This window comes from Aeromonas sp. DSM 116730 (assembly GCF_046581335.1).
GTDB lineage: Bacteria > Pseudomonadota > Gammaproteobacteria > Enterobacterales > Aeromonadaceae > Aeromonas > Aeromonas rivipollensis.
In genome coordinates this window covers 661,759-677,295 of sequence record NZ_CP144265.1, presented here as the reverse complement: position 1 = coordinate 677,295, position 15,537 = coordinate 661,759, and the positions used below count along the sequence as shown (strand labels likewise).

At 62.8% G+C, this 15,537-nt stretch carries 17 protein-coding genes; 5 read left to right on the top strand and 12 right to left on the bottom strand.

Annotated elements, in window-relative coordinates; all coding sequences use genetic code 11:
• Positions 1–76: 76 nt before the first annotated feature.
• Together Aeroheme_RS03300 and Aeroheme_RS03295 are read right to left on the bottom strand one after the other, a co-directional pair.
• Positions 77–475, bottom strand: a complete 399-nt coding sequence (locus tag Aeroheme_RS03300) for a protein YgfX (RefSeq protein WP_411167215.1) — start codon at positions 473–475, stop codon at positions 77–79.
• Positions 476–493: 18 nt separating this feature from the next.
• Positions 494–763, bottom strand: coding sequence for a succinate dehydrogenase assembly factor 2 (locus Aeroheme_RS03295; RefSeq protein ID WP_106885818.1), 270 nt, complete (start codon positions 761–763; stop codon positions 494–496).
• A 119-nt stretch (positions 764–882) separates the two neighbouring features.
• Here Aeroheme_RS03295 and ygfZ point away from each other — a divergent pair, with 119 nt between their 5' ends.
• Complete coding sequence (gene ygfZ, locus Aeroheme_RS03290; RefSeq protein ID WP_411167214.1) at positions 883–1,788, top strand: tRNA-modifying protein YgfZ; 906 nt, start codon at positions 883–885, stop codon at positions 1,786–1,788.
• A 6-nt stretch (positions 1,789–1,794) separates the two neighbouring features.
• Here ygfZ and Aeroheme_RS03285 read toward each other — a convergent pair whose 3' ends face one another.
• Positions 1,795–2,676: a LysR family transcriptional regulator gene (locus Aeroheme_RS03285; protein ID WP_111910484.1), complete on the bottom strand. Its 882-nt coding sequence runs from the start codon at positions 2,674–2,676 to the stop codon at positions 1,795–1,797.
• Positions 2,677–2,807: 131 nt separating this feature from the next.
• On the opposite strand from Aeroheme_RS03285, the gene Aeroheme_RS03280 reads away from it, so the two are divergent.
• On the top strand, positions 2,808–3,245 hold the full coding sequence (locus Aeroheme_RS03280) for a PACE efflux transporter (RefSeq protein WP_106885816.1): 438 nt from the start codon (positions 2,808–2,810) through the stop codon (positions 3,243–3,245).
• 85 nt (positions 3,246–3,330) lie between these two features.
• Here Aeroheme_RS03280 and Aeroheme_RS03275 read toward each other — a convergent pair whose 3' ends face one another.
• Complete coding sequence (locus Aeroheme_RS03275; RefSeq protein ID WP_025328270.1) at positions 3,331–3,672, bottom strand: hypothetical protein; 342 nt, start codon at positions 3,670–3,672, stop codon at positions 3,331–3,333.
• Between the two features lie 194 nt (positions 3,673–3,866).
• Here Aeroheme_RS03275 and cutA point away from each other — a divergent pair, with 194 nt between their 5' ends.
• From cutA to Aeroheme_RS03260, 3 genes are all read left to right on the top strand, one after another.
• Positions 3,867–4,184 carry a divalent-cation tolerance protein CutA gene (gene cutA / locus Aeroheme_RS03270; protein ID WP_408863572.1) on the top strand — a complete coding sequence of 106 codons (318 nt, stop codon included), beginning with the start codon at positions 3,867–3,869 and terminating at the stop codon, positions 4,182–4,184.
• Entirely contained in the window at positions 4,181–5,956 is a 1,776-nt protein-coding gene (locus tag Aeroheme_RS03265) for a protein-disulfide reductase DsbD (protein ID WP_411166677.1), read from the top strand. Before cutA ends, Aeroheme_RS03265 begins: the two co-directional genes overlap by 4 nt.
• Positions 5,957–6,086: 130 nt before the next feature.
• Positions 6,087–6,512, top strand: coding sequence for a hypothetical protein (locus Aeroheme_RS03260; RefSeq protein ID WP_303808243.1), 426 nt, complete (start codon positions 6,087–6,089; stop codon positions 6,510–6,512).
• Between the two features lie 37 nt (positions 6,513–6,549).
• Here the strand turns inward: Aeroheme_RS03260 and Aeroheme_RS03255 are convergent, their stop codons facing one another.
• The 8 genes from Aeroheme_RS03255 to Aeroheme_RS03220 all read right to left on the bottom strand — a co-directional run bounded on the left by Aeroheme_RS03255 (position 6,550) and on the right by Aeroheme_RS03220 (position 15,442).
• Entirely contained in the window at positions 6,550–7,854 is a 1,305-nt protein-coding gene (locus Aeroheme_RS03255; RefSeq protein WP_411166676.1) for an NAD(P)/FAD-dependent oxidoreductase, read from the bottom strand.
• Between the two features lie 211 nt (positions 7,855–8,065).
• A complete protein-coding gene (gene fbaA, locus Aeroheme_RS03250) occupies positions 8,066–9,145 on the bottom strand; it encodes a class II fructose-bisphosphate aldolase (RefSeq protein WP_025328275.1) in 1,080 nt (359 codons plus the stop codon).
• 116 nt (positions 9,146–9,261) lie between these two features.
• Positions 9,262–10,425 (bottom strand): phosphoglycerate kinase, encoded by a 1,164-nt coding sequence (locus Aeroheme_RS03245; RefSeq protein ID WP_106885810.1) that lies wholly within the window; start codon positions 10,423–10,425, stop codon positions 9,262–9,264.
• A gap of 66 nt (positions 10,426–10,491) precedes the next feature.
• Positions 10,492–11,502 carry an erythrose-4-phosphate dehydrogenase gene (gene epd / locus Aeroheme_RS03240; RefSeq protein WP_111910490.1) on the bottom strand — a complete coding sequence of 337 codons (1,011 nt, stop codon included), beginning with the start codon at positions 11,500–11,502 and terminating at the stop codon, positions 10,492–10,494.
• Positions 11,503–11,551: 49 nt separating this feature from the next.
• On the bottom strand, positions 11,552–12,481 hold the full coding sequence (locus Aeroheme_RS03235; protein WP_411166675.1) for an ROK family protein: 930 nt from the start codon (positions 12,479–12,481) through the stop codon (positions 11,552–11,554).
• Positions 12,482–12,668: 187 nt separating this feature from the next.
• On the bottom strand, positions 12,669–13,736 hold the full coding sequence (hemE, locus tag Aeroheme_RS03230) for a uroporphyrinogen decarboxylase (RefSeq protein ID WP_411166674.1): 1,068 nt from the start codon (positions 13,734–13,736) through the stop codon (positions 12,669–12,671).
• Between the two features lie 150 nt (positions 13,737–13,886).
• On the bottom strand, positions 13,887–14,666 hold the full coding sequence (gene nudC, locus Aeroheme_RS03225; RefSeq protein WP_411166673.1) for an NAD(+) diphosphatase: 780 nt from the start codon (positions 14,664–14,666) through the stop codon (positions 13,887–13,889).
• 170 nt (positions 14,667–14,836) lie between these two features.
• Entirely contained in the window at positions 14,837–15,442 is a 606-nt protein-coding gene (locus tag Aeroheme_RS03220; protein ID WP_025328281.1) for a TIGR04211 family SH3 domain-containing protein, read from the bottom strand.
• Positions 15,443–15,537: the final 95 nt, after the last annotated feature.

Below are 15,537 nucleotides of genomic sequence, written 5' to 3'. Positions count from 1 at the left end.
GGCAGACAGTGCTGACGCCGGATCGGGAGTAAACGACGCCCACCGCCGTCCCTCAGATGACCCCGCCCCGGCGGGGTCATCTGTTATGGGGTGAAGCAGAAGGTTTGGACGGGGCCAGGTGGATGGCGCGAGCCAGGGCGCGGTAGTGCTCGGGTGCCAGGGCGTCGGAGAAGAGCCAGAGGTGGCGCTCGACCCCCTCTTCTGTCACCAGCCTCAGCCAGAGCACCCCGGGCAGGATCCGGCTGCGGTCATCCAGTCGATGACGTCGCCCTTGCCACTCCAGCCACTCTCCGTCCCAGAGCAGCGGGTCACGCCCCTGGGTGACGGGGCGCCAGGCCAGCCAGAGCCCCAGCAACCAGCAGGGGAGAAACAGCCCCCATTGCCAGCCATGGATCAAGGCGGCAACCGGCCAGAGCAACAGCAGAAACAGGGCAAGCAGCAGTACGCGCTGCCGCCGGGAGGGGATGACGGGCATCAGGACCCGCATCGGGGATCAGCTCAGACGATCGTGACGGGCCTGATTGCGCTCCAGGATCAGGGGGATCATGGCGGCGAAATCGGGGTCGCTCGGCACACCGTGGCCCATGCTCCAGCGGAACAGCTCGGGATCCTCGCACGCCAGCAGACGGATGAATGTCTGCTGCTCGGCCTCGCTCAGGGAGTCGAACTCGTGCTCGAAAAAGGGCATAAAGATCACATCCAGCTCGAGCATGCCGCGACGGCAGGCCCACTTCAGGCGGGACTTTTCAATTGGGCTCAACATGGAACTCTCCTTACAAAGACCCGAGGATGGTAGCAGCTGGATTTTCCGGCTGACAAACATTCCTTACGTCTTTACCATGCAGGTCACATACTTTCTGTCTCTGGAATACCATCGTGAGCCTGCCGACCCCTGTTCTTCCTGCCGAGCCAACCCTGTTTCCCCTGACCGATCTGGCCATCACCCGCCTCACCGGCAACGATCGCGTGAAATATCTGCAAGGCCAGGTCACCTGCGACGTCAACGCCCTGCAACCTGGTCAGAGCACCCTCGGCGGCCACTGTGATCCCAAGGGCAAGCTGTGGAGCGATTTTCGCCTGCTCTGCCTCGACGAGAGTCTGCTGCTGCTGACCAAGCCGTCGGTGCTGGCGCGCCAGTTGCCCGAACTCAAGAAGTTTGCGGTGTTCGCCAAGGTGGAGATCGGCGAATTCCAGGGCCAGGTGGTCGGTCTGGCCGGTCAGGGCACTGATGCCTGGATCGCAAGGCAATACGGCCTTCAGGAAACCGGCCTTGTCGAGGGCGGCATGGCGGTCAGGGTGGAAGCCAATCGCTGGCTGCTAGCAAGCGAGTCGCCGCTGGCACCGGATCTGCCTGCCGGCGACGAAGCGCTCTGGTGGGGTCTGGACATCAAGGCGGGGATCCCGCACCTGGAGACGGTCCATCAGGGTGAGTACATTCCCCAGATGCTGAACCTGCAGGCCCTGGATGGCATCAGCTTCACCAAGGGCTGCTACATGGGGCAGGAGATAGTGGCCCGCGCCAAGTACCGCGGCGCCAACAACCGCGCCCTCTTCGTGCTGGCCGGGCAGGCCAGTGGCCCCGTTGCCAGCGGCGATACCCTGGAGATCCAGCTCGGTGACAACTGGCGGCGCAGCGGCATGGTGCTGAACGCCTGGCAGCAGGATGGCCAGCTGTGGCTCACCGCCGTGCTGCCAAAAGACACCGAGGCCGACGCCAGCTTCCGCCTCAAGCAGGAGGAAGGCTCCCGCCTCGCCCTGCAGCCTCTGCCCTACTCCCTGACCGAGTAAGGTCGGCTAACGAGGCACCCGCGCCAGCAGGGCCTCCTTCAGCCAGCGCCCCGCCTGCCCGAGCGGGCGGGCGCGATACCACTGCAACTCCAGCTCCAGCTCGGCCTGGGGAATGAAATCCGGCTTGAGCACCACCAGCTCACCCCGCGCCAGCGGCCGGTGCAGCAGAAACTCGGGCACCGCAGACCACCCCAGCCCCAGCTTGACCAGCTCCAGGATCCCGAGATCCCCCTCGACCCACCACACCTGGGACGAGAGGCGGAAGCGATGGCGCTCAGTCCCCTCCCGCCGTCCCGTCACCATCAGCTGGCGGGCCCCTTGCAGATCGCTCTCGTGCAGCGGCGTCTTGTGGGCCAGGGGGTGATCCGGGGAGACCACCAGGGGCATGGCGACGCTCCCCAGGGAGCGGGAGACCAGCTCCCGCTCCGGATGCGCCTTCTGATAGCTGATGCCGAGCTGGGCCCGCCCGCTCTTGAGCAGCTCGGTCACATCCTCCATCAGCGGGAACAGCAGCTCCAGCTCCACAGTCGGATAGCGGCCGGCGAACTCCTCCAGCAGGGCACCGAGCCAGGGCAGATGGGAGTCATCGTCGATGGCCAGGGTGAGGCGCGACTCTATGCCGCTGGCCAGCTCCCCGGCGATGGCCTGCAGCCGCTCGCTCTGGGCCAACAGCACCCCCGCCTCCTGACTGATGCGGGCCCCCGCCTCGGTCAGCACAGGGTAGCGGCCGCTGCGATCAAACAGCTCGAGGCCAAGATCTATCTCCAGGTTGGCGATGGCGGTGCTCACCACCGACTGCGCCTTGCCCAGGCGGCGCGCCGCCGCCGAGAAGGATCCCGTCTCGGCCGCCGCCAGCAACGCCTTGAATTGTTCCAGTGAAGGGGTCATCCGCCTGCTCCTGCCCTGTTATTGCACCCAAATCCATCTATTTTAGCGATAGATACCAACGTGAACCTATCGAAAAATAGCGATAAATTGGCCGCCATACACACCCGAAAAGAGAAATAGAGAGACAGACCATGCGTAATACCCGTGATCGCCTGCGCCACGCCATCGGCTTCGAATTGATTGGCCTGCTGATCGCCGCCCCCCTGGCAAGCTGGGTCACCGGCGTCGGTCTCAACCACATGGGCCCCCTGGCCCTGTTCTTCTCGGTGGTCGCCACCGTCTGGAACTATGTCTACAACATAGGGGTGGACAGGCTGCTGCTGCGGCTGCAGGGCCACACCCACAAGACCCTGTGGCAACGGGTACTGCATACTTTCGGTTTCGAGGGGGGCTTGCTGATCGTCGCCCTGCCGGTAATGTCCTGGTGGCTCGACATCGGCCTGCTGGAGGCGCTGGTGCTGGATCTGGGCTTCGTGCTGTTCTACCTGGTCTATGCCTTCGTCTACAACTGGAGCTATGACAAGGTGTTCCCCATCCCGGGCCAGGGGGCGCAGCGGGTCACGGGTTGACAAGAGAAGGGATAAAACGAGGCACCATCATGCGACTGGCATGATGGTGCTGATCTGGATCCTCGAGGGCTCGAGGGGCAGGTATTCAGGCTTGCGCCTTCACCTCGTCGGCAGGGGCCTCGGTCTGGGCCGCTTCCTGGTTCAGCATGGCCTCGAGGTCGCTCTGATACTGGTTCAGCATGCGCTGGGCCGCGACCATGTCTCCCTTGTGCAGACGCTCGAACAGATGGTGTTGCACCACGCCGTTGAGGTACTCCACAGTGATGGGTTGCTCCAGGGCAGACAGCAACTCTTCTTTTTCCAGCTCCGCATTGATTTCATCGACACTGGTACGCAGCAGACCGGCCAGTTGCACCAACATGCGGCGCTCGCCTTCACGCAACAGGCTCAACATGCGGTTTCTCTGCTGCTCATTCTGTTGGGTCATACATTTCCTTACGTAGAGTGGGAACAAGCCCGCTCATTCTGCCCTGTCCTTTTCACAGCGTCTATCTCGGGCGCATCACTAATTGAGCGCCCCGCCAGCCGGGCGCGGGCCGGGTGCTATTTGCCCCTTTGCCCGGTATAGTAACCGCTGTTCCAGAGGGCCTTTGCGCCCCCGCTGACGAGACTGCCAACCCCATGACCGACGCCATTCTGGTGCTCTGCACCTGCCCGGATGAAGCCAGTGCCGACCTCCTCTGCGAGCAACTGCTCAACCAGCGCCTCGCCGCCTGCATCAATCAGTTGCCGGGGCTCACCTCCGTCTATCGCTGGCAGGGGAAGATGGAGCGGGCAAGGGAGATCCAGCTCATCATCAAATCCCGCCAGCCGCTCTTTGCCGAGCTAGAGCGGTGCATCCTGGCTCACCACCCCTACCAGGTGCCGGAGATCCTGGCGATCCCCGCCAGCCAGGGTCATCAAGCCTACCTCGACTGGTTGACACAGGAGACCTCATGACTCTGCGATCCCTGCTTTCCCCCCTGTTACTCCTGCTGAGCCTGCTCGCGGCCCCCGCCCAGGCCAGCAGCCAGGATCTGCTAAGCAGCCTCGGCATCGAGGCCAGTGCCCAGCCCAAGTTTCTGAAAGTGGACGAGGCCTTCGTCCTCGAGAGCGAGCAGCAGGGAAACAAGCTGCTGCTGACCCTGCGCCTCGCCGACGGTTACTACCTCTATCGCCACAGCATCAGCGTCAAGGGGGAGAACCTCGTCTTCGAGCCCCCAGTGCTGCCTGCGGGCACAGAGCATGAGGATGACTTCTTCGGCAAGACCCGGGTCTTCTATCAGGAGCTGCAGATCCCCGTCACCTTGACCCAGGTGGGGGACTCCGCCAGCCTGCAGATAAGCTATCAGGGGTGCACCGAGGGCCTCTGCTATCCCCCCACCGACAAGCGGATCCCGGTGCAGCTCCTCGCGGCCACTGGCGACGCCGGGCAAACAGACCCCGCAGATGCCACAGAGGCGCCGACCGGCAGTCAGCAGGATAGGCTGGCGGCCGCCCTCGGCAGCCAGGGCTTCTGGCTCAGCATCGCCGCCTTCTTTGCGCTGGGACTGGGGCTCGCCTTCACCCCCTGCGTCTTCCCCATGTACCCCATTTTGACCGGCATCATCGCCGGTGCCGGCCAGCATCTCTCCACCCGCCGCGCCTTCCTGCTCTCCTTCGTCTATGTGCAGGGGATGGCGGTCACCTACACCCTGCTCGGGCTGGTGGTCGCCTCGGCTGGCTTGAAGTTCCAGGCGGCGCTGCAGCACCCCTATGTGCTGATCGGCCTCTCCGTGATGTTCGTGCTGCTGGCCCTCTCCATGTTCGGGCTCTATACCCTGCAACTGCCGAGCAGCCTGCAAACCCGGCTGTCCGGCCTCTCCAACCGCCAGCAGGGCGGCTCCGTGGTCGGGGTCGCCATCATGGGGATGATCTCCGGCCTGGTCTGCTCCCCCTGCACCACGGCGCCGCTCTCCGGGGCGCTCATCTACGTGGCCCAGAGCGGCGATCTCTGGCTCGGCGGGGCGGCCCTCTATGCCCTGTCGCTGGGCATGGGGCTGCCGCTGCTGCTGCTCGGCACCTCGGGGGGCAAGTTGCTGCCCAAGGCGGGCGCCTGGATGGATGTGATCAAGCAACTCTTTGGCTTTGCGCTGCTGGCGGTGCCGATCCTGCTGCTGTCACGGCTCTTGAGCGACCAGGTCGCCACCCTGCTCTGGCTCGGCTGGGCACTGCTGCTGTGTGGCTATCTCTATCATCACAACCAGCATCGCCCCCACTCGGTGGGCAAGAGCCTCGGCGGCTTCGTTCTTCTGCTGGCGATGATGAGCCTGGTGGTGGTGAGCAAGGATCTGCTGCTGCCCGAACCCGGCGTCAAGGCCAGCGCCGGGACCCAGGCCCCCCAGTTTATCCGCATCAAGACCCTGGATGACCTCAAGACCCGGCTCGAGGCCGCTCGTGGCAAGCCGGTGCTGCTGGACCTCTACGCCGACTGGTGCGTGGCCTGCAAGGAGTTCGAACACAAGACCTTCAGCGATCCCGCCGTGCGGGCGCGCTTCAATGACATGGTGCTGCTGCAGGCGGACGTCACCGCCAACGACGATGCCGACGTGGATCTGCTCAACGGCCTGAACGTGCTGGGGCTGCCGACCCTGATCTTCTTCGATGCCGCAGGCAACGAGGTGAGCGGGCAGCGGGTGACCGGCTTCATGGGACCCGCCGAGTTCCTCGGTCAGCTGGACAAGCTGCGCTGAACCATGGCGGCCCGCCTTGCCGCGCGGGCCGCCCTCTCCTCTGCGCGCTGATTTTTCTGGCCATCCCTTGTATATGACAGGCGCCATGGCAGAATTTGCCCTTTCCCGTCTCGCATCGTCCGGAGTTTTGATGAAAAAGTGGTTCATCCCCCTGCTGGCCTGCTGGCTCTATGGCTGCAACTCAGGTCCAGGTGAAGAGGCGATCCAGAGCCAGGTCACCGCCAGGCTGCAGGCCGACACGGATCCCGCCCTGTTCGAGATCAGCGACTTCGCCGTGCTCGGCAAGGAGGAGCGGATGGAGGGGGTCTATCTGGTCAAGGTGAGCTATCGGCTCCACTTCAAGCAGGGGCTGGATCAGTTGCAGGTGCTGCACGATGAGGATCTGGTCTATGACAGGGTCGGCCCCTTCCAGCAGGAGATGGCCCTGATGGAGCTGGAGCGCAAATACGGCGAGTTCGAGGCAGGCCAGGCACTGGCGCAGGAGAGCCAGGTCTGGATGATGAAGACAGAACAGGGCTGGCGCCTGGCAGAGCCGGATCCGGCGCAGCAGGGATGAGCCTTCTCCTCCCTGCCGCCAGCCACCGAAATACCCCTTAGAGCAGATCCTTCATTCTGTGCCACAGCATCCCGAGCGCCAGCAAGGGAGAGCGCAGGGCAGGCCCGCCTGGGAAGGTCATGTGAGGCACGCGACTGAAGAGAGCGAAGCCACGGCTCTCCCCCCTGATCGCCTCGGCCACCAGCTTGCCCGCCATATGAGTGGCGTTGAGGCCGTGCCCCGAGTAAGCCTGGGCATAGAACACGTTGGGGTACTCTTTGAGGCGCCCTATCTGCGGCAGCCGGTTGGCGCCTATGCCTATCATGCCCCCCCACTGAAACTCGATGGCAGTACCCGCCAGCTCAGGGAAGACCCGCAGCAGCTTGGGCAGCATAAACGCCTTGATGTCCTTGGGATCGCGCCCCGAGTAGTTGCAGGCCCCGCCAAACAGCAGACGGCCATCGGCCGATAGCCGGTAGTAGTCGAGCGCCACGTTCTGATCGCACACCGCCATGTTTTTCGGCAGCAGCCGCTGGCGCAGCCGTTTCTCCAGCACCTGGGTGGCGAGTATGTAGGAACCCGCCGGCAGCACCTTGCCCCCGAGTTCGGGATTGAGCTCGTTGAGGTAGGCGTTGCAGCCGATCACCAGGTAGCTGGCGCGGCAACGGCCGTGGGCCGTGGTCACCTCGACCCGATCGCCATACTCGATGTGAGTCACCCTGGACTGCTCGAACAGGGCGACGCCCAGGCTGGCCGCCGCGCGTGCCTCACCCAGGGCCAGGTTGAGGGGATGCAGGTGGCCTGAGCCCATGTCGATCATGCCGCCGATATAGCGATCCGACCCCACCACTGACCTTATCTCCCCCTTGGGGACCAGCTTGAGTTCATGGCTGTAGCCCAGGCTGGCCAAGTGCTCGGCATCCTCCTCAAATCCCTTGAGGTGGCGCGGCTTGGTGGCGAGATCGCAGTAGCCCCAGGTCAGGTCGCAGTCGATGTTGAAGCGCGCGACCCGCTCGCGTACCAGCTGCACCGCCTCCAGCCCCAGCAGATCCAGCTCACGTACCCCTTGCTCGCCAATCCAGCGGGCAAACTGGCTGGTGTCGTGACCTATGCCACGAATGAGCTGGCCGCCGTTGCGGCCCGAGGCCCCCCAACCGATGCGGTTGGCCTCAAGCAAGACCACCTTGTAACCGGCCTCGGCCAGATTGATGGCGGTGTTGAGGCCGGTGAAGCCGCCGCCTATGATGCAGACGTCGGCATCCAGCTCACCGCTGAGCTCGGGCCACTGCTGATGGTCGTTGCGGGTGGCCGCGTAATAGGAGGCCACGTGCTCCTGGTGTCCGTTGTGTCTTCCTGTCTGCATGCTCAGCGTCCTGCCTTGGTTGCACTTGTTTACTAAATTAAACGGAGTGTCATCGATAATACCCAGCCCAGGGTCACCAATCCAGCCTGTCAGGATCACAGAAATGCAAAAGGTGTCCCGAAGGACACCTTTTGAGGGGCCAGCCAAGGCGGCCACAATGAAAGAGGCGCCCCGCAGGGCGCCTCTTCAGCAATCAAGATACGGTAACGAATTACAGTACGTTGATGGCGTTCAGGTCGGAGAAGGCTTTCTCCAGACGGGCGATCATGGAAGTCTGACCGGCACGCAGCCATACGCGCGGATCGTAGAACTTCTTGTTCGGCTTGTCAGCGCCTTCCGGGTTGCCCAGCTGGCCTTGCAGGTAGGCTTCGTTGGTCTTGTAGAAGTTCAACAGACCTTCCCAGGTAGCCCACTGGGTGTCGGTGTCGATGTTCATCTTCACGACGCCGTAGGAGATGGATTCGCGGATCTCTTCCAGGGTGGAACCTGAGCCACCGTGGAACACGAAGTCCAGGGACTTGGCAGGCAGACCAAACTTCTCGGAAACGAACTTCTGGGAAGCGTCCAGGATGGACGGGGTCAGCTTGACGTTACCCGGCTTGTAGACACCGTGCACGTTGCCGAAGGAGGCAGCGATGGTGAAACGCGGGCTGATCTTGGACAGACGCTCGTAGGCGTAAGCCACGTCTTCCGGCTGGGTGTACAGGGCGGATTGATCCATGTGGCTGTTGTCCACACCGTCTTCTTCGCCACCGGTGCAACCCAGTTCCAGCTCCAGAGTCATGTTCATCTTGGCCATGCGGGTCAGGTACTCGCAGCAGATGTCGATGTTCTCTTCCAGAGACTCTTCGGACAGATCCAGCATGTGGGAGGAGAACAGCGGCTTGCCGGTTTCAGCGAAGTGCTTCTCGCCCGCTTCCAGCAGACCGTCGATCCACGGCAGCAGCTTCTTGGCGGCGTGGTCGGTGTGCAGGATCACGGGAACACCGTAAGCTTCGGCAACGGCGTGCACGTGCTTGGCACCGGAGATGGCACCGATGATGGCAGCCTGCTGGCCTTCCAGCTTCAGACCCTTGCCGGCGGTGAACACGGCACCACCGTTGGAGAACTGAACGATGACCGGGGCTTTGACCTTGGCGGCAGCTTCCAGCACGGCGTTGACGGAGTCGGTACCCACGCAGTTCACGGCAGGCAGAGCGAAGCCGTTCTCTTTAGCGATGGCGAACACTTTCTGAACGTCATCACCAGTGATCACGCCGGGTTTTACGAAGTCGAAAATTTTCTTAGACATGTTTAATCGTCCTGTTCTCGTATGCCGTTAATAAAAAATGGGGGGTTCATCATGAACCGGCACAGCGGCCACATGATAAACGAAACGGGAGGCTTTTGCCCCCCGTCCCGGGTCAATTAGGCTTTGGCGCGTTCTTCAAGAATCGCGACAGCCGGCAGTACCTTGCCTTCTACGAACTCCAGGAAGGCGCCGCCGCCGGTGGAGATGTAGGAGACCTTGTCGGCGATGCCGAACTTGTCGATGGCAGCCAGGGTGTCACCACCGCCAGCGATGGAGAAGGCCGGGGAAGCGGCGATGGCTTCGGCGATCACCTTGGTGCCTTCGGCGAACTGGTCGAACTCGAACACGCCGACCGGGCCGTTCCACAGTATGGTCTTGGCGTTCATGATGATGTCGGCCAGGGCCTTGGCAGAGTCAGGGCCGATGTCGAAGATCATGTCACCGTCGGTCACGTCAGCGACGGACTTGATGGTGGCCGGAGTGGACTCGGAGAACTCGGTACCCACGACCACATCTGTGGTCACCGGAATGTTGGTCTCGGCAGCCAGCTTCTTGGCGGTGTCGATCAGGTCGTGCTCGCACAGGGACTTGCCGACGTTGTGACCGGCAGCGGCGATGAAGGTGTTGGCGATGCCACCACCGACCACCAGCTGGTCAGCGATCTTGGAGAGGGATTCCAGCACGGTCAGCTTGGTGGAGACCTTGGAGCCGCCAACGATGGCAACCATGGGGCGCTCGGGCTTCAGCATGGCCTTGCCCAGGGCATCCAGTTCACCGGCCAGCAGGGGACCTGCACAGGCAACGGGGGCGAACTGGGCCACACCGTAGGTGGAACCTTCGGCGCGGTGAGCAGTACCGAACGCATCCATTACAAAGACGTCACACAGGGCGGCGTATTTTTTGGCCAGCTCTTCGGTGTTCTTCTTCTCGCCTTTGTTGAAACGGCAGTTTTCCAGCACAACCAGCTCACCGGCGGCGACATCTACGCCATCCAGGTAATCCTTGGCCAGGCGCACCGGGCAGGACAGAGCGTCTTTCAGATAGTTGACTACCGGGGCCAGGGAGAATTCTTCGTTGTATTCACCCTCGGTCGGACGACCCAGGTGGGAGGTGATCATCAGCTTGGCGCCCTTTTCCAGAGCCAGCTTGATGGTCGGCAGGGTAGCCACGATACGTGCGTCGGAGGTGACCTTGCCGTCTTTTACCGGCACGTTCAGGTCAGCACGGATCAGAACGCGTTTACCCGCCAGATCCAGGTCGGTCATCTTGATAACAGACATATTCAGTCCTCTATATATTTTCAGGTAATGTTAAAAAAACAGTAACCTTGCGCCCGGTGCAGGCTCTCAGCCTGCGGCCATCATGGCCCGGGTGGTATCCAGCATGCGGTTGGCGAAGCCCCATTCGTTATCACACCACATCAACATCTTGACGAGGTTGGCATCGCTCACCCGGGTCTGGGTACCATCAATGATGCAGGAGTGTGCATCATGATTAAAGTCTACGGAGACCAGCGGCTCTTCCGTGTAGTCCAGGATACCCTGTAATGTACCTCTGGATGCCCGTTGCAGGGCTTGATTTACGTCACTAACTGTCACTTTTTTACGAACAGTAATGCTCAGATCCATGGCGGTGACGTTGATGGTCGGCACCCGCACCGCGATCGCCTCGAACTTGCCGGCGAAGTGGGGGAGGATTCGCTCCAACCCCTTGGCCAGCTTGGTATCCACCGGGATGATGGACTGGCTGGCGGCCCGGGTTCGACGCAAGTCGCTGTGATAGGCATCGATGACTTGCTGATCGTGCATGGCCGAATGAATTGTCGTAATAGTACCACAATTTATCTCGAATTCTCGATGCAATGTTTCGATGACGGGCACCACGCAGTTGGTGGTACAGGAGGCATTGGAGACAATCCGCTCCCGTCCCGTCAGCACCTGATGGTTCACCCCGTAGACTATGGTCGCATCCACATCCGCATCCGCTGGATGGGAGAACAAGACTTTGCCCGCCCCCGCTCCCAGGTGCAGTTCGGCATCGGCCCGGGAGCCGAATACCCCGGTGCAGTCCAGCACCACATCCACCCCCAGCGCCCGCCAGGGCAAGCGCGACGGATCCCGTTCGGCAAACAGGGAGATGAGATCCTCCCCCACCAGCATGCTGTTGCCGGCGAGCTGCACCGGGTAGCCGAAGCGACCGTGGCTGGTGTCGAAACGGGTGAGGTGCACCATGGCTTCGGGGGCCGCCAGTTCGTTGATGGCGACTATCTTAAGCTGGTTATCGCGGCCGCTCTCGTAGAGGGCCCGCAACACGTTGCGACCGATGCGCCCGTATCCGTTGATGGCAATCTTGATCATGAAAAATCTGTGTCCTTACCTGCGACAAAGTGACGGGCCCCTGACTGCTTCAAGACAGCAGGGCCTCCCGGAAGACGCCCCTGGCCAGCAGCGCTGCCCCAAACACACCGGCACTGTCGCCCAGGGCCGGGGCAATGATGGGGGTGGCGAAGCGGGGATTGAACAGAAATGGCAGCACTGTCTGCCGACCGACGCTGTAGAGACTCTGCACGTTGCCCACACCACCGCCGATGACGATGACGTCCGGATCCAGGATGTTGACCACGTTGGCCAGGGCCTGGCCAAACAGCAGGTGCAGCCGGTCGATGGTGAGTTTGGCCACATGATCGTGGGCCGTCGCCGCCACTATCTGGGCCAGGGACAGATGGCGCCTGGCCTTGGCTTCATACCAGGCCTCCAGCGCCGGGCCGCTGATGAAGGTCTCGACGCAGCCGCGCTTTCCGCAGTAGCACTCGGGACCGTCAGGGGAGAGCACGTTGTGGCCCCACTCCCCGGCGATGCCGTGATGGCCGTTGAGGATCTGGCCATTGATGACGATGCCGGACCCAACCCCTGTGCCCATGATGATGCCGAACACCACTTTCGCATCGGGATGGTGCTGGCGCACCGCACCGAGATGGGTTTCCGCCAGGGCGAAGCAGTTGGCGTCGTTGGCGATCAGCACAGGAATGCCTAGCCGGCGCTCCAGATCTTCCTTGAACGGCTTGCCGTTGAGCTCTGTGGTGTTGCAGTTCTTCATCAGCCCGGTCTGGGGATCCCGCGCCCCGGGCGTGCCCATGCCGAGGATGGCGGGACGCTGGCCGAGCCGCTCGGCGCACTCGTCCACCAGCTTGGCGATCTGGCCTATCATGTGCTCGTAACCGCCACGGCGCTCGGTGGGAATGCGATGGCGCAGCAGCACCTCGTCACCCTCCAGCACCACGCACTCGCACTTGGTTCCGCCAAGGTCGATTCCCCAGTCCCATGCACTCTTGCCCATCCTGCCTCCTGCCATGTTCAACGACGCCCTCACCCAGTCGTCAGGAGGCGTACTCGCCCATCCTGTCCGCGACTGTGTTCAGTGGTGGTGCAGTGTAACCCGAGCGGTGACCAGGATGCAGCCCCCGCGAGGCCGGGCAGCAAAACGGGGCCCGCAGGCCCCGTTCTCATTATGCAGTCTGCCGCGCTCAGCGGCCGTGGTACTGAGCCGACAGCTCGTGCACCGCATTGACAAACACCCCGGCGTGCTCCGGGTCCACATCCTGATGGATGCCGTGACCCAGGTTGAAGACGTGGCCGTTGCCGCTGCCAAAGCCCGCCAAGATGGTGGCGACCTCTTCGCGGATGCGCTCAGGGGCGGCGTAGAGCATGGAAGGATCCATGTTGCCCTGCAGCGCCACCTTGTCGCCGACCCGACGCTTGGCATCAGCTATGTCTGTGGTCCAGTCCAGACCCAGGGCATCGCAGCCGGTGGCGGCGATCTGCTCCAGCCACTGGCCGCCGTTCTTGGTGAACAGAGTGACCGGCACGCGGCGCCCCTCATTCTCACGGATCAAGCCATCGACGATCTTGTGCATGTACTGCAGGGAGAAGTCGCGATAATCCCGCGGGGTCAGCACGCCGCCCCAGGTGTCGAACACCATGACGGACTGGGCACCCGCCTTGATCTGGGCGTTGAGATAGGCGATCACGCTGTCCGCCAGCTTGTCCAGCAGCAGGTGCAGGGTCTGCGGCTCTGCGTACATCATCTGCTTGATCTTGGTGAACGCCTTGGAGCTGCCCCCCTCCACCATGTAGGTGGCCAGGGTCCAGGGGCTGCCGGAGAAGCCGATCAGCGGCACTTCGCCCTTGAGCTCGCGGCGAATGGTGCGCACCGCGTTCATCACGTAGCCGAGCTCGTCTTCCGGATCCGGGATGGGCAGCGCCTGCACGTCGGCCATGGACTTGATGGGGCGCTCGAAGCGCGGGCCTTCCCCGTGCTCGAAGTAGAGGCCCAGCCCCATGGCGTCGGGCACGGTCAGGATGTCGGAGAAGAGGATGGCGGCATCGAGGGGATAGCGGCGCAGGGGCTGCAGAGTGACTTCACAGGCCAGCTCGGCGTTGCGGCACAGGGACATGAAGTCCCCCGCGACGGCGCGGGTCGCCTTGTATTCCGGCAGGTAGCGGCCAGCCTGACGCATCATCCACACCGGGGTCATGTCCACATCCTGGCGCAGCAGGGCACGCAGGTATCGATCGTTCTTCAGCTCTTTCATCCCAGTTCCTGAGTTCATATCCAGCATAAAATGGCGGATATGATACCACTTTGTGCGAGGCTAAGGGCGGCACAAACGCGCAGCCGGGTCGCCGGAGTGCAAAGATGTGAGGGGGCGCAAACCAGGGCCCCGCTTTTCAGGGCCTCGCCCTCACCGCTTCTCTGCGAGGCTCTGCTCGATCAGCCGCCGCGCTATGGTGCCGTAGGGGGGCAGCCGTGGCAGTTGGTCCGCCTCGAAGAAACCGGCGGCCACCAGCTCGTCGTCCTGCACCTTGATCTCGCCGCTCTGGTAGTCGGCGGTGAAGCCCATCATCAGGCTGTGGGGGAAGGGCCAGGGCTGGCTCGCCACATAGCGCACGTTGCATACCCGGATGCCGCTCTCCTCGAACACCTCCCGCGCCACGCACTGCTCCAGGTTCTCCCCCGCCTCCACGAAGCCCGCCAGCACCGTATACATGGGATCATCGGCCTGATAGTGACGGCGATGGGCCGCCAGCAGGATCGCCGGGCCCTTGCGCACCGCCACTATGATGCAGGGGGAGATGCGCGGATAGACGACATGGCCCTGCCGACACACCTGTGCCCACTCCCCGCTCTTGGGGGCCATGGGGGTGCCACACTCACCGCAGAAGCGATGGCTGCGGCGGAAGGTGGCCAGTTGCCAGGCGCGTCCGGCGAGGCGAAAACCCTCTTCGTCCCCCGCCACCATCAGCTGGCGCAGGCCCACCAGGGGGCAGCTCCCGGTATCCGGTCCCAGATCCAGCAGCTGGCAGGGCAGTCCGTCCCACTCGTCGAAATGCTCGAAATGGGCGGAGTGCAGATGGGCGGGCAGGCAGGCCTTGGGGCCCTGGGGGATCTGCCCCCGTTCATCCAGCAGGACGAGGTGATCGCCCCCCAGCACGAACCAGCGGGCCTGTTCGGTTGATGACATATGTTGAAGGCTCTTGTTGAGAAGGGTGCGCAGGGCACGGGATAGTTCGGCTCATCTTACGGCTGCAGAGGCCCCCTGGCGACCCCCGACCTGGTCAAGATCCCGCCCAGCTGCGCGCCCATGAAAAAAGGTCGCCGTGGCGACCTTTCTCGTTGCGACCGCCCGGGCGATCAATTCATCCAACGCTCGCTGCTCTTGCGACGACGGGGCAGCATGGGGAGCAAAATACCGAGCAGTATGCCCCCCAGCACCATGGCACCACCGCGGATGAACCAGTCCATCTGCATGTCGTGCTCCTGGTTGTCATAGCTCTGGGTCAGGGCGTCGTTCTGTTCCTTGAGGCTGCTCATCTCTGTGCTCTGGCTGGCGAGCTGGGCCTTCAGGCTGGCGATCTCCTTACTCTGCTCGGTGATCTGGCCATCCTTCTCGGCGAAGCGTCGCTCGTTGTCGCCATTGAGGTTCAGCAGGCGGGCCTTGGCCTCATCCAGCTCTTTCTGAACCTGGGGCAGACGCTCGCGCAGGCTGATCTCCGCCTGCAGTTCGCTGTTCTTGATCCAGCCTTCACGACCACGGCCGTCCACCACCTGGGTGAAACCGGCGTCGTTGTTCACCGCCTTGACCTCCAGCGGTTCACCGGCCTTGACGCTGCCGAGGATCCGGTACTGGGTGCCAGGACCGTTGTGGATATAGGTAAAGATGTTGTCTGAGACATAACGGGTATCGGCCAGTACCTGTTGGGCACACAAGCAGATCAAGATCCCGAGAAGGGCGCGCATGGTCGATCGATTCTCTTCGTTGAATTAGGTTGCAGGCCGAATGTTAAGCCGCCAGCGGGTCAAAGGACAAGCAAAGAAAAACGGCGCCCCCCTGA